This window comes from Variovorax sp. J31P179, from assembly GCF_030316985.1.
Lineage (GTDB): Bacteria > Pseudomonadota > Gammaproteobacteria > Burkholderiales > Burkholderiaceae_C > Variovorax > Variovorax ginsengisoli_B.
Genome location: NZ_JASZYL010000001.1, coordinates 535,649 through 548,476 on the forward strand (window position 1 = coordinate 535,649; position 12,828 = coordinate 548,476).

Annotated in this window: 15 protein-coding genes; 6 read left to right on the forward strand and 9 right to left on the reverse strand. The window is 67.6% G+C overall.

Going from position 1 to position 12,828, the window contains the following annotated elements; translation table 11 throughout:
• Window positions 1-52: 52 nt before the first annotated feature.
• Entirely contained in the window at window positions 53-976 is a 924-nt protein-coding gene (locus QTI17_RS02580; RefSeq protein WP_286530812.1) for a LysR family transcriptional regulator, read from the forward strand.
• Window positions 977-1,010: 34 nt separating this feature from the next.
• On the opposite strand, the gene QTI17_RS02585 is transcribed toward QTI17_RS02580, so the two are convergent.
• From QTI17_RS02585 to QTI17_RS02615, 7 genes are all read right to left on the reverse strand, one after another.
• Window positions 1,011-1,553 carry a M23 family metallopeptidase gene (locus QTI17_RS02585; protein WP_286530813.1) on the reverse strand — a complete coding sequence of 181 codons (543 nt, stop codon included), beginning with the start codon at window positions 1,551-1,553 and terminating at the stop codon, window positions 1,011-1,013.
• A gap of 13 nt (window positions 1,554-1,566) precedes the next feature.
• Window positions 1,567-2,583, reverse strand: a complete 1,017-nt coding sequence (locus tag QTI17_RS02590) for a L,D-transpeptidase family protein (protein ID WP_286530814.1) — start codon at window positions 2,581-2,583, stop codon at window positions 1,567-1,569.
• 13 nt (window positions 2,584-2,596) lie between these two features.
• The gene (locus QTI17_RS02595; protein WP_286530815.1) at window positions 2,597-2,866 is read right to left on the reverse strand and encodes a hypothetical protein; all 270 of its coding nucleotides are present in this window, start codon (window positions 2,864-2,866) and stop codon (window positions 2,597-2,599) included.
• A gap of 129 nt (window positions 2,867-2,995) precedes the next feature.
• A complete protein-coding gene (locus tag QTI17_RS02600; protein ID WP_286530816.1) occupies window positions 2,996-4,123 on the reverse strand; it encodes a PAS domain-containing sensor histidine kinase in 1,128 nt (375 codons plus the stop codon).
• A 6-nt stretch (window positions 4,124-4,129) separates the two neighbouring features.
• Window positions 4,130-4,936 carry an alpha/beta fold hydrolase gene (locus QTI17_RS02605; protein ID WP_286530817.1) on the reverse strand — a complete coding sequence of 269 codons (807 nt, stop codon included), beginning with the start codon at window positions 4,934-4,936 and terminating at the stop codon, window positions 4,130-4,132.
• Between the two features lie 130 nt (window positions 4,937-5,066).
• Window positions 5,067-6,680, reverse strand: coding sequence for an FAD-dependent monooxygenase (locus tag QTI17_RS02610; protein WP_286530818.1), 1,614 nt, complete (start codon window positions 6,678-6,680; stop codon window positions 5,067-5,069).
• A 7-nt stretch (window positions 6,681-6,687) separates the two neighbouring features.
• Window positions 6,688-7,689, reverse strand: coding sequence for a tripartite tricarboxylate transporter substrate binding protein (locus QTI17_RS02615; RefSeq protein ID WP_503011009.1), 1,002 nt, complete (start codon window positions 7,687-7,689; stop codon window positions 6,688-6,690).
• Window positions 7,690-7,760: 71 nt separating this feature from the next.
• Here QTI17_RS02615 and QTI17_RS02620 point away from each other — a divergent pair, with 71 nt between their 5' ends.
• From QTI17_RS02620 to QTI17_RS02640, 5 genes are read left to right on the forward strand one after another with little or no spacing between them, the layout of a single operon-like run.
• A complete protein-coding gene (locus tag QTI17_RS02620) occupies window positions 7,761-8,684 on the forward strand; it encodes a LysR family transcriptional regulator (protein WP_286530819.1) in 924 nt (307 codons plus the stop codon).
• A 34-nt stretch (window positions 8,685-8,718) separates the two neighbouring features.
• Window positions 8,719-9,666: a YihY/virulence factor BrkB family protein gene (locus QTI17_RS02625; protein ID WP_286530820.1), complete on the forward strand. Its 948-nt coding sequence runs from the start codon at window positions 8,719-8,721 to the stop codon at window positions 9,664-9,666.
• Between the two features lies 1 nt (window position 9,667).
• Entirely contained in the window at window positions 9,668-10,510 is an 843-nt protein-coding gene (locus tag QTI17_RS02630; RefSeq protein WP_286530821.1) for a hypothetical protein, read from the forward strand.
• A gap of 47 nt (window positions 10,511-10,557) precedes the next feature.
• Entirely contained in the window at window positions 10,558-11,010 is a 453-nt protein-coding gene (locus tag QTI17_RS02635; protein WP_286530822.1) for a hypothetical protein, read from the forward strand.
• Between the two features lie 11 nt (window positions 11,011-11,021).
• Window positions 11,022-11,846: an NAD-dependent protein deacetylase gene (locus QTI17_RS02640; RefSeq protein ID WP_286530823.1), complete on the forward strand. Its 825-nt coding sequence runs from the start codon at window positions 11,022-11,024 to the stop codon at window positions 11,844-11,846.
• 1 nt (window position 11,847) lies between these two features.
• Here the strand turns inward: QTI17_RS02640 and QTI17_RS02645 are convergent, their stop codons facing one another.
• Both QTI17_RS02645 and QTI17_RS02650 read right to left on the reverse strand, forming a co-directional pair.
• Complete coding sequence (locus tag QTI17_RS02645) at window positions 11,848-12,513, reverse strand: FHA domain-containing protein (RefSeq protein ID WP_286530824.1); 666 nt, start codon at window positions 12,511-12,513, stop codon at window positions 11,848-11,850.
• Window positions 12,514-12,614: 101 nt separating this feature from the next.
• Entirely contained in the window at window positions 12,615-12,821 is a 207-nt protein-coding gene (locus QTI17_RS02650; RefSeq protein WP_286530825.1) for a hypothetical protein, read from the reverse strand.
• Between the last annotated feature and the right edge of the window lie 7 nt (window positions 12,822-12,828).

A 12,828-nucleotide genomic window follows, 5' to 3' on the forward strand; every position in this document is an offset into this window, starting at 1 on the left:
TTGCCGAAACGGCAACGGCCATCGAAGGCATGAAGGTTGCAAGACGGGCCGCATGAACCATTTGCGTCTTCTGCGCTACGTCGATGAAGTGGCCCGCGCGGGCTCGATCCGCCAGGCGGCCGAGCGGCTGCACGTGGCACCCTCCGCCGTGAACCGCCGCATCCAGGACATCGAGGACGAGCTCGGCACGCCGGTCTTCGAGCGCCTGCCGCGCGGCATGCGGCTGACGGCGGCCGGCGAACTCTTCGTGCGCTACATTCGCGGCCGCGCCGCCGACCTGGAGCGGGTGCGCTCGGAAATCGAGGAGCTGCAAGGCCTGCGGCGCGGCAGCGTGCGCCTGGTGGCGAGCCAGGCGCTGGCGCCGAAGTTCCTGCCGGGTGTGATCGGCGAGTTCCGCAAGGCGCATCCGCTGGTCGCCTTCGACGTCCACATCGGGGACCACGTGCAGGCCGCACGCGCGCTGCGCAGCTTCGAGACCGACCTGGCCCTGGTGTTCAACCTGGCGCCGGAGGCCGACATCCAGCGCGCGATCGTGGTCGAGCAGAAGCTCATGGCGATCCTGCATGCGAGGCATCCGCTCGCCGCCGGCAGCGCGTCGTCACTGCGCCTGCGCGACTGCGCCGAGTACCCGGTGGTGCTGCCGAACCGCGACACCGGGGGGCGCCAGCTGCTGGAACGCTTCCTGGCGCGCAGCTCGACCCGCCTCAATGCCATGGTGGAAAGCAACAGCTTCGAGTTCTTGCGCGGCTGCCTGGACGACCGGCGGTCGATCTCGTTCCAGATGGCCATCGGCGCCGCCTGGGACGACCGCGACATCGTCGCGCGCGATATCGAGGATCGAGGGTTTCCCAGGGGCGAGATGGTGCTGGCGAGCCTGCGGGGTCGACAGCTTCCGGTGATCGCCTATGCGTTCGCGGAGTTCCTGAGGAAGAGATTGGGGAGTCTGGGAGGTGGCGAGCCGCCCGCGGCGCGCTGAACCCGTCCTGGATCGCGGCCGGCCTCCCACCGGCTCATCGGGACGCCCGCATCAAGGCGCTGTGCGGGTTCACCGCTTCGCCCTTCCACCATTGCCTTTCAGGCCCGAGCATGAAGACCGCGAAATGGAGGTGAGGCGCGACGGTTGCAGCGTTTCCGGTCGTGCCCACATAGCCGATCAGGTCGCCGCGCCGCAGCTGCATGCCCTCGTGCAGGCCGTCGGCGTATCGGTCGAGGTGCGCGTAGTAATAGGCCAATTGCCCTGCGGGGTCGAACTGGTAGATGGTGAGCCCGCCCGGCTTGCTGTCGAACAGCTTGACCAGCTTGCCATCGTCCACGGCGCGCACCGGCGTACCGAGCGGGGCCATGATGTCGAGCGCCTCGTGGCGATGGCCGGGACGGCCGTCCTCGAAGGTGTCGCGCACCGTCTCGGGACGGATGCCGTCGACCGGGAACTGCAACGAACGGGCGGCGAGAAGCGCCGGCCCGATGCGCTCGGCGGCGGATTGCGCGAGCGCGCCGCAGCACGCCACGAGACAGGCGCAAGCCACCGCCAGTCGAACGCGGGCCACGTGCACGGCAGCCGCCCTCTCAGGCCTTGACCTCGACCGCGAAGCCGGCTTTCGCCAGCTGGGACAGGCGGGCCGCATCCCAATTGGTCAGGTGGATGCAGCCATTGGTTTCCTCGTGGCCGACGCGATCGGGCGCCGGCGTGCCATGGATGCCCCAGTGGGGCTTCGACAGGCCCATCCACACATTGCCGATCGGGTTGTTCGGGCCGGCAGCGACGTCGACTTTCACCGCGTCGGCCGGCGCGTTCTTGAGGATCGACGGATCGTAGGTGAAGGTCGGGTCCTTCACCTCGTTGATGATCTTCATCCTTCCCAGGGGCAGCGGGTCGAGAGGTCCGCCGATGCTGATCGGAAAGCCGGCCAGCGGCTTGCCCGTGCCGTCGAGCACGAACAGCATGTGTTCGCTCTTGTCGATCTCGATCGACTTCGCGGCCTTGACCACGCCGGCGTCGGCCGCGCCGGTGATGTTGACGACCACGATCTCGTCGCCGGCCTGGAATTTCGCTGCGCGGTTCAGTTCGGCCAGGGCCTTCGGCGACATGTGGTACTTCTCCGAGAGGGCCTCGCGCAGGTTCTCGTAGCCCATCGACTTGAGCTTGGCACGATCCGCCATCTCCTTCGGCGTCGGTGCGTAGGGACCCGCGACATCCTTGTCGGTCAGCACATGGGTGGTGAACAGCGGCGCGCTGTCGGCCTTGAGCGCGGCCCAGGTCGCGGCGTCGACCTTGCCGCTCTCGGCAAGACCGAACGAGCGCTGGTAGGCCGCGACGACGCGGCGCATGTTGGCACCGTAGCCGCCGTCGATCTCGCCGGGCGAGAACCAGGCGCGGTCGAGCAGGATCTGCGCCCGCATCACGGCCGCGCCCCGCGAACCTTGCGAGAGCAACGGCGTCTCGTCGGCTGCATTGAGCCGGTCGAGTGCGGCGGCACCCGTGGTCGGGGTGGCGGCGTTGGCGCTCCAGGGCGCGGCGCCGGCGGCGACCATGCCGAGGCAGGCGGCGGCGAGGAGAAAGGATCGGCGTGGAGAAGCGGTCATGGGACGTGCCGGACTACTTGTCCTTGGCAGGGGTCACCGAGACCTTGGGGACCTCGATCACCTTTTCCTCTGTCTTCACCGTCGGGACCGTGATCGTCTTCTCTTCCTTCGTCACTTTCACGTCGGGAGTGGTCACGTCGTACTTGGGAAGCGTCACGTCGCCCTCTTGCGTCTTTTCGTACTTCGGCACCGTGATGTTCCCGTCAGCCGTCTTCTTCACGTCGCAGGCGGCGAGCGTCATGATGGTGCCGATGGCGATAGCGATGGATGCAATGGCTTTCATGGGGTGTCCTCTAAGTTGTTCCGCCCATTCTGAATCGCACGCATCGTTGGCCTGTAAGACCGCGCCGCATGATCGCGGAGGCGTGTGGACTCACGCGATGTGGTCCGTCCTTGGCCGGACGTTCGCCGATCAGCGTTGCGCCTGCGCCGGAAAGCGCAGGGTGAAGGTGGTTCCCTCTGCCGCCGAGGACGCGACCGCCATCTCTCCGCCATGCGCCTTCGCGATCTCCCTGACGATGAACAACCCCAGGCCGACGCTGCGCACGGTGTTGCTGCTCGTGGCGCCGCGCACCATGGGCTCGAAGACGTTGGCGAGCATGCCGGAGGGAATAGGGTCGCCTTCGTTGTGGACCGCCACCAAGGCCGTGCCGGTGTCGATGGCCGATCGCACCACGATCGGCGTGCCGCTGCGGCCGTAGGTCGCCGCGTTGCTGACCAGATTGCCGATCAGCTGGGCCAGCCTGTCGGCGTCGGCGATGCATTGCGCCTCGCCCTGCGCCTCATGTGCGATGACGCGGTCGGGCAAGGCGAGCATCAGTTCGTCCAGCGTGCGCGCGGTGACCTGGTGGAGGTCGATGCGCTGGCGCTTCACGCTCAGACCGGCGCCGATCCGCGCCTGCGTGAAGTCAAGCAGTTCCTCGATCAGGCGCTGCGCGCGCTCGGCAGAATCGCGCACGTGGCCCAGCACCCGGGTCCGGCGCTCGTTTTCGGTCCGCCCCAGGAGTTGCACGCCCATGAGGATGGCCGACAGCGGGTTGCGCAGGTCATGGCTCACGATGCCGACCATCTGCTCGGCGAACAGCGCCCGGTCCCTCAGCAGGTTCTGTGCATCGAGTTCCGCCGCGAGCAGGCTGTCGGCCTTTTTCCGTGCGTTCATCAGCTCGCGCTCGTAGCGGTTGCGGTCTTCTGCCACGAAGGCGGCGATCTCGTCGAAGTCGCCTTCCGCCCGCTTGCGGCGCCGCGCGTTGAGGATCATCGGAATGCCGTGCCCGTCGCGGTGCCGCACCTCGAACTTCACTTCGGCCACGGAGCCTTGCATCTGCAGGGTCGGCGCCCAGTGGGTCTGATGGAAGATGCGGCCACCCATCGTGAACAGGTCCTGCACGCGCTTCGCACCGACGAGGTCTTCGCGCGGCATTCCGACCCAGGTGCAGAAGGTCGTGTTCACCTTCAGGATGGTGCCGTCCAGCGCGGTGACCAGCAGGCCGCAGGGGGCCTCGTCGAAGAGGTCGCTCGCGCTCGGGACCTGGAGGGTCATCGGCGGCTAGCGCTGGCCGAGCGCGCGCAGAAACTCGTCGATCGCGTCGCAACTCGCGCCCGGCGCACTCAGGTGCGGGCAATGGCCGGTGTTGTCGACGATCCGGAGCGTGCTGTGCGGCAAGGTCCTGTGCATGTATTCGCCCACGGCGACGGGTGCGATGAGGTCTTCCGACGACTGGATCACGAGCGTGGGCGTCTGGAGCCTGGCCACGTCCTGCCGGTTGTCCGACAGGAAGGTCGCCTTGGCGAATCGCTTGGCGATGTCCGGGTCGGTGCGGCAGAAGCTGGCCGTGAGCTCCTCGCCGAGTTCGGGCCGCTCGGGCACGCCCATGATCGCCGGCGCCATGCTGCCGGCCCAGCCGAGATAGTTGCTCTCCAGCGTGTCCAGCAGCGAATCGATGTCCTCGCGCGTGAAGCCGCCGACATAGTCGCCGTCGTTGATGTAGCAGGGCGACGGGCCGATCATCATGTGGGCCGCGAAAGTGCCAGGCGACTGCAGGTCGGCCAGCATGCCGATCATTGCGCTCACCGAATGGCCGACGAAAAAGACCGGTCCGAGCGGCACGTCGCGCGTGATCTCCAGGACATCGTCCGCGTAGCCTTGCAGGCTGGCGTACTTCGTCACCTCGTAGGCGCTCGGGTCGGAGTTGCCTGCCCCCACCAGATCGAAGGTGACCACGCGGTAGCGTTCGGCGAAATGGGGGGCCATGAAGCGCCACATGTTCTGGTCGCAGCCGAAGCCATGCGCAAAGATCATGGTCGCGGGACCGCTGCCCTGGATCTGTACGTTGTTGCGGTGGCGGATGTTCATTGGGAGGGTCGGGCGGGTCCCGATGGCGCGTGCGGGGCTGAGTCGCCCGCAAACAGCCATTTTGCCCCCTTTCGGCACGCTGGCCCAAGAAGCATCGGATCGCCCGCAGGACAGCAAGCCCGCCCCGGCTCTACCCCTGGCCCGACGCCACGGCCAGCACGCGCCGCGCGTCGTCGGGTGATGCCGCGTCGGCTGCCCAGGCGACGAATTGGTCCGGGCGCACCAGCACCAGCTTGGCCGCGTAGCGGGCGGTTTCGTCGCTGCTCTCCGCCATCACGATCGACAGGGGCAGCGACAGGTCGAGCGCCGCTTCGCGGAACGCCTCGACCGCCGAAGCCGGCCCGCCCATCACCAGGAGCGTGAATCCGGCGCCGAGCTCGTCGTAGATGTTCTTGCCGGACGCCTGTGCGGCGGGTGCCAGGTGGTGCCCCGCGCGGGCATCGAAGCGGTGGGACCCCTTCGCGCTGCTCACTCGGCCTTCGCTCCCGCATACCACGGTCGAGCCTTCGTAGTGGGGCTCGAAGGCGTGCACCTCGCCGACTGCGCCCTGGGCGCGCGCTTGCCAGGCGGCATCGAACGCCGCCTGGTCGCGAGCCGGATCGAATGCGTCCAGGAACTCCCGGTCGGCATCGATCGACTTGGCGATGAAGTCGCGGATCGTCGAGCCGAACACGGGGCGCCGCTCGGCATCGTAGGAGTCGAGCAGGCCTTCGCCACCCCAGCCCTGCAGCGTCGCGGCGAGCTTCCAGCCCAGGTTTCGCGCGTCCTCCAGCCCGGAGTTCACGCCGTAGCCGCCATAGGGCGGGTGGCTGTGGGCCGCATCGCCTGCAACGAAGATGCGGCCCTCGCGATAGCTGTCGGCCAGCATGAAGCGCAGGTCCCAGAAACCGATGTGCTCGAACTCGACGTCGAAATCCGCTCCGACGGCCTCGCGAAGGTATGCCGCGAAATCGAAGTTGTCCTTGGTGGTACCTGGAGGCACCGGCGCGTGAAAGAACCAGGTGCTGCCCAGATCGACGCGACCGAAGAATTTCCAGTAGCCCTTCAGCGCCGGCTGCAGCACGTTGTAGTAGGACTTGCCCGGGTAGCACTCGAGCAGCCTGTGCAACTCGTGCGACTTGAAGACCAGCAGCACCATCATGCGGTCGTGGTCGGTGCGCGTCTGCGTGATGCCGGCATGCTCCCTCACGAGCGAGCGGGCCCCATCCGAACCGATGGCGTAGGCGGACCTCAAGACGCGCCGGCCGCTTCCTTCGCGCTCGCCGATCGTGATCGACACGCCACTGGCGTCCTGGGTCACTGCTTCCGCGTCCCAGCCGTACAGGGTCTGGACCGAGGGAAGTTCGGCGACGCGTCGTCGCAGCACCGCCTCGGTGGCGTACTGTGGAAGCCTTTCGTTGGACGTGAAGTAATAAGGCTTGACCAGGTCGCGCTGCAGCCAGTCGTAGCTGTGAGGCCCGAGCAGCGTGCCGTAGGCGGTCAGGCCGCCGATCCCGTACGACGGTGGAATGGTGCGCGCGGCGCGCAGTTGCTTTTCCGCCCCCCAGAAGTGGAAGTGCTCCATCGTGCGCTGGGTGAGGTTCTGGCCCTTGGGGATGGGTTGGGGCTGCGGATAGCGTTCGACGACGATGGTGCGAGCGCCGCGCTGGCCCAACTCGATGGCGAGGCCCATGCCCACGGGACCTCCGCCGACGATGACGACCTCGGCATCGAATTGCGCCGAGATGGCTGATTCCTTGTTCATGCGCTGCCTACTCCGCGGTGATGCCTTGGGCCTTGATCAGGTCGGCCCAGCGCTTGGCGTCTGTCGCCAGCATTTGCTGAAACGCCTCGGGCGTGCTGTGGGCAGGCGTCATGCCCTGGGTCTCGAAGGCCTTGGCGATGGCCGGCTGCGCCAGGATCTCGCGCAACTCCTTGTTCAGGCGCTCGATGTACGGACGCGGCGTGCCCGCAGGTGCCAGGACGCCGTACCACATGTCGACGTTCATGTTCCCGAGCTTGAGAACGCTGAGCGGCGGCAGCTCCGGGAGCAACGGGCTCGGCTTGTCGGAGCTGATCGCAAGCGCCTTGAGCTTGCCCGCCTTGACGTGCTGCAGGGCGACATGGATCGGCAGGAACATGATGTCGATCTGGCCGCCCAGCAGGTCCGTGACGGCCGGCGCGGTGCCGCGATAGCTGATGTGCGTCAGGGACACCCCGGCGCGGTTCTTGAGCAGCTCCATGGCCAGGTGGTGCGGCGTGCCCGCACCGGGCGAGCCGTAGTTCAGGGCGCCCGGCTTTGCCTTGGCGCGTGCGATCAGATCCTGCAGGGAGTCGATCTTCGTCCCCGGATACGCGACCAGGAGCAGTTGACCCCAACTCGTCTGACTGACCGGCGCGAGATCGGTCACCGGATTGAATCCCAGCTTGGGATAGAGGGCCATGTTCATGACGAGCGTGTTGACGCTCACGAGCAGCGTGGTGCCGTCCGGTGTCGCGCGAACGACCTCCTGCGTGCCGATGTTGCCGGAGGCTCCGGGCCTGTTCTCGACGAAGAAGGGGCGCTTGAGGCGTTCGGAAAGGCCGGGGGCGATCTGGCGCGCGATCAGGTCGATGCCGGTGCCGGGCGTGAAAGGAACGATCAGGCGAACGGGAGCGTCCGCCGAGCCTTGGGCGCGGGCAAAGGGGGCTGCCAGCGCGGCGAGCCCGCCGAGCAGAATGCGGCGGCGGTGCCGGAATGAGGGCGACGGCTGCAAAGTCCTGGAAGTGTTCACGGCGATGTCTCTTTGGGAGTTGGGTGACAATTAAAGCGGTACCTTTGACATTGATCAAACGGAATATTCTGATGAATTCGTCAACAAAATTGATCAATGTGAGCAGCCGTCAGCTGCATGCGTTCCTTGAAATAGCGCGGCTCCAGAGCTTTGCCAAGGCCGCCGAGCAGGTTCATCTCTCGCCTTCGGGCATGAGCATGCTGGTCAAGGAACTGGAAGAGCAGGTCGGCGCTCGCCTTTTCGATCGAACGACGCGGTCCGTGACTCTGACCGGCGCCGGCCGGCGGCTGCAACCCGTGGCCGAACGCATCGTCGCCGAACTGCTTGCCCTGAGCGCCGTCGTGGGGGGATCCGAGGCGGCGGTACGTTCTCGGCTCCAGGTGGCGGCCACGCCCATGGTGTCGGCCAGCCTGCTGCCGGAGGTGATTCGCGCGTTCGCCGACAGCCATCGGCAGGTGAGTGTCGACCTGGCGGACGTCGACGTGAGCGTCGTCCGCCAGCGGGTGCTGGACGGCGAGGCGGACATCGGCCTGGGGTTCTTCGTCAAGCCCGCTGTCGGCCTGCTGCGCCAGCCCTTGTGCAAGTTCAGGCTGATGCGCGTCAGCCCGCCGGGAGCCGACTCGGGCGGCCTTGCGCCCAGCCAGCCCTGGAGCAGCATCGCGGGCTTGCCGCTCGTCAGCCTGCCGACCGACAATCCGATTCAAGTGGTGATCGAGAAGCACCTGGCCCGGCTGGGCCGCGCGCACGAGGAGCGGCCGCGGATGAACTTGATCGGGACCATCATCGGGATGGTTCGGGCGGGCCGCGGCCACGCCATCGTTCCTTCGTTCGCGATGGAAGAGTGCCTGGGGCAGGGCCTCGGCGTGGCGATGTTGCGCGAGCCCGTGGTTCACCTCGAACTGTTCGTGGTGTCGCGGCGTGGCGCGCAGCCGAAGCATGCGGCACTTGCCTTTGCCCGGGCGCTGAAGGAGGCCGCGGCGCGGTTGCCGGGGTAGGGCGCGTGGCGGCTATTTCAAGACTGGAGGCAAGGTGGCCCGCTCGATGAATCGCCTTTCCCTGGCCTGGAGCGGCCTGCGGCAAGCCGCGCTCTCCACCCCGGGCCTGCGCGTCCTGCTGCTGGCCATTCGCAACTACATCCTCCATCAAAGCGCGAACCAGGCAGGCAGCCTGGCGTTCTCGTCGGTGCTGGCGATGTTTCCGCTCTTGATCCTGGTGTCCGCCGCCGCCGGTTTCTTCGGGCAGCCCGGCGATGCGGCGGCCTTGGCGGCCCGCGTGATGGGCTATGCGCCGCAGGTGGTTCGCGACGCGGTGCAGCCGGTGATCGACCAGGTGCTTGCGCAACGCAATCAGGCCTTGCTGACGATCGGCGTGATCGCGACGCTCTGGACGGCCTCCTCGGGCCTGCAGGCGGTGCGCACGGCCCTCAACCGCTCCTATGGCATCCAGCGAGGTCTTCCTTTCTGGAAGGCGCGAATCAAGGTCACGCTGTTCACGGTGATCGTGGGGGGTGGCGTCCTGGCAGCGTTCAGTTCGGTTGTCATCATGCCGATCGTGTGGCAGCTGCTGGAAGCGAAACTGGGTGCAGGGAAAGAGATTCTCTGGCTGCGCAACAGCGTGCGCTACGGCTCGGCCTTCGTGGTGCTGAGTGTCCTGTACGCGCTTCTCTACGGCTGGCTGCCGGACGTCCGCCAGCGGCTGGCCTCCGTCATGCCCGGCGCCGTGATCGGTGCGTCGCTGTGGGTGGGCGCTGCCGCGACCCTCTCCTACACCCTGCATTCGGCGGGCAAGCTCGCACTGATCTATGGCAGCTTCGCCGGCGTGGTGGCGACGCTGGTCTTCCTCTACATCAGCGCCGCCACGCTGATCTTCGGCGCCGAGGTCAATGCGGTGCTGCGCAAACCGGAAAGCCCGCACGACGCGTCTGGCGAAGGTCGAACGCCTGGTTCGACGCGAGTATTGCCAGCGGAGAATCCGTGAAATGCCCATTGAAGCGCGAAGCGAAGAGAGTGCGTTCGTACGCGGCGAGCGCCGATTGAGCGTGTCGGCGTACATCGGCCTGGTCGCGTCCTGCCAGTCTGCCTTGAACGTCGCGATGGCTGGGCTCAGCCCGGCCAGCCAGGTGGCAATCTGGAGCTCGCTGCAGCCGGATGCGCTCCTGCCGTCCAGTGGAAGACGCACCTTGTGGGCGTTGCGCCGAGGCGTGCTGCATGACCTGGCGCCCCTGGCACAAAGCATGCTGCCCGCCGAACGGAAGTGGGTGCCCACCAAGCACGAGCAACTGGCTTTTCGGGCCGTGCTCGAGGCCCTCGCGACCGGCCGGCAGACGCAAGGCGAGATCAGCGCTTTCTGCAACCTGATCCATGACTGGCCGACGGTGCTGGGCGTGTCCGAGTACCTCAAGGGAGAGCTGGCGGCTGCTGTCCGCCTGGCGACGCTGGAAGTCGTGGGCAACGACCAGCCGAGGCAGGTGGAATTGCCCAGTTGGGGCCTGGTCGGCGCGTTGCTGGACCCGGTCCGTGCCGCCGGTCGCTGGTCGGAGGTGGGCCTCGACGCATTCACGGCGGCGCTGGCGTCGCTGCTGGGACCGGCGAGCGCGGTGCTCACCGAGGCGCACGCGCACCTGCTGGTTCGACTCTACGGGGCCACGCGGGCAGGCCGCAAGGTCTCAGTGCCGGAAATCGCGCTGCGCACCCTGCCGCAGGTCGTAGAGGCGTTGGAGAGCCTCGGGCTGATCCAGCGAACCGAGACCCAGGAGATACGCTGGGTATCGCTCACCCTCGTCCATCTCCCGCCTGGCCAGGGCGCCGCTCAGCCGACATGACGGCGTCGTCACTACACTCTTCGGTGTGCCCCACGAATCGCAACGCCATGTCCCTGTCCGACCAGCTCCATATTCCCGCGCCGAACCCGGACGGCAGCTTTGCCGCGCCGGCGCCTCCGCCGGCCGATAGCGCCGCCGACGCGCTGCGCGACGCGCAGGCACGGCAGGCCGCGCTGGCCGAGCAGCTCGACGCGGTCAACGAGCTGCTGGCCAAGCCGCTCAACGAGATCCTGGCGGACCGCGAGCGCTTCAAGGATTCGGCCGCCGCGTGGGACGCCTTCGGCGCCATGTGGATGCTGTCGCAGCGCGCGATGAAACGCGTGGCGATCGACCTCGCTGCGCAGCTCGGCGTGAGCGAGGACGAGGTGGTGGCCCGCGCGCTCGTGCACGCCAACGAGGTGCTCAACGGCGACGGCGTCGATCTGGGCGGCCTGGTTGCCGAGGCGCAGCTCGCGCACATCGCCAGGCACAAGCCGTTGCTGCGCAAGCAGTTCCGCTGAGCGCGGCGGCCATGGATGACATCGCTTCGCTCGCCGACTTCGCCGCGCGCCACCGCCGCCTCTTCGTGCTGACCGGCGCCGGCTGCAGCACCGACTCGGGCATTCCCGACTACCGCGATGCCAACGGCGACTGGAAGCGACCGTCGCCGGTGACTTTCCAGGCTTTCACCGGCGACGAGCTCACGCGCCGCCGCTACTGGGCACGCAGCCTCGTCGGCTGGCCGACCATGGCGACAGCCCGGCCCGGCGCCTCGCACCGCGCGCTGGCCCGGCTCGAGGCCTCGGGCCGCGTCGGACTGCTGCTGACGCAGAACGTCGACGGCCTGCACGATGCGGCCGGCAGCCGCCAGACCATCGACCTGCACGGCCGCATCGACACCGTGCGCTGCCTCGGCTGCGAGACGCGCACGCCGCGTGCCCGATTGCAGCAGGCGCTGCGTGCGCGCAACCCCGCGTGGGCCGCACTCGAAGCCCGCACAGCGCCCGACGGCGATGCGGATGTCGAGGGCCGGGATTTCGCCGGCTTCGACGTGCCGGCCTGTCCGCTGTGCGGCGGCATGCTCAAGCCCGACGTGGTGTTCTTCGGCGAGAGCGTGCCCCGCGAGCGCGTGCAAGCCGCCTACGCGGCGCTGAGCGAAGCCGATGCCGTGCTGGTCGCCGGATCGTCGCTGATGGTGTATTCGGGTTTCCGGTTCGTGCAGGCGGCCGTGGCCGCGGGCAAGCCGGTGGTGGCGGTCAACCTCGGACGCACGCGTGCCGACGATCTGTTGGCGCTCAAGGTCACGCGGCCGGTGGGCGACGCATTGACCGCCCTGGCAGAGCAGCTGGCGGCATGACTCAGAAATCGGAAGAGCGGACGATGATCGGTTCGCGGCGCGTGGCGTCATAGCGCGACCAGGCGGCCACGTTGATCGCCACGTAGTTTTCCTCGTAGGCGCTCACCGCACGGCTGGCGCCATCCGCGGCATGCACGTAGGCCCCGAAATGGGCCGCGAGCGCGTCGTCGGTGATCAAGGCTTCGATCTCTCGGCCTTGCGCCGGCAGTGCGAAGGCCACGCCATTGCCGACCCAGCGCGCGCCGCGCGAGCCGCCGATGCGATGGCCGCTGGCATCGATGCCCCGACGGGGTTCCAACGGCGCCCGCTCGGTTTCCACGGCTTGCTCGACCGGTTCTGGTTCTGGCCGCGGATCTTCGATGACTTCGGCCGAGGCGAAGTCCCGGTCCAGATACATCATTTCGTAGTTGCAGATCTGGATCACGTCGCGGTCCAGCAAAGGCCGCAGCGCCACGTCGTCGCCGTTGACCAGGGTCCCGTTGGTGCTGTGAAGATCGTGCAGGGTGACGAACTTCCCGAGCCTCGTGAGGACCGCGTGGGTCTTGCTGACGGTGGTGCTCGGCAGCACCAGGTGGTTGCGCATGCTGCGACCAATCCTGAATTCGCCCTCGAGCAGCCGCACGTTACGCAGCGCCACACCGTTCTTCGTCACGATCAGAGTCGGCATCGCTCGGGCTCCCCTTTCGGCGATGGTATTTCGTCACAGGCGTTGACGCCCACGATCGTCACAAGACGAGAGCAATGAGACGAACTGATACGGCGTTTGCGTCAATAGCGGTAAGGGTTGTCCGGACGGCGGTCGTAGCGGTCCGGCACGCCGTCGCGGTCGTAGTCACGCCGCCCGCCAGCGTGGGGTGGCGGCGGGGCAGGGCGGCTGTTGTAGTACGTGCCGGGCGGCGGACCGGCGTCATAGGGAACGGCGACGCAGCCGGTGAGTGCGGCAGCGGCCAGCAGGAGGGGAGTGAGTATTTTCATGCACCCA